We start from the raw sequence: 329 nt of genomic DNA on the forward strand, positions 1-329 counted from the left end.
GTTACCGTTACCAGGGCAGCACCCTCAGTGGTCCTTCCAACTCCGGTAACAACTGTGGTTCCTGCCGGCGTGTGTTTTCGCGCATTGGAGAGCAGGTTCATGAGGACTTGGCGCAGCTGGGACGCATCACCGTTAACCACAACGGGCTCCTCCGGAAGCTCCAGCCGCCAGTGGTGGCCGGGCGCCATCACCTTTTCATCACTGACGCTTTCGACCACCAGTTGCGTGAGGTCCACGTCGCTGAGCTTCAGCGGCTGGCCCTCATCGAGGCGGGCAAGCAGCAGCAGGTCCTCCACCAAAGCAGTCATCCGCTCCGACTGGCTTTGCAC

Annotated in this window: 1 pseudogene; it reads right to left on the minus strand. The window is 61.4% G+C overall.

The annotated features are described in order from the left end of the window. Positions 1 to 329, minus strand: a pseudogene (locus tag AC5RWX_RS34510) (sensor histidine kinase); the annotation flags it as partial.

The sequence above is a fragment of the Arthrobacter sp. SPT-J7 genome (genome assembly GCF_059089965.1).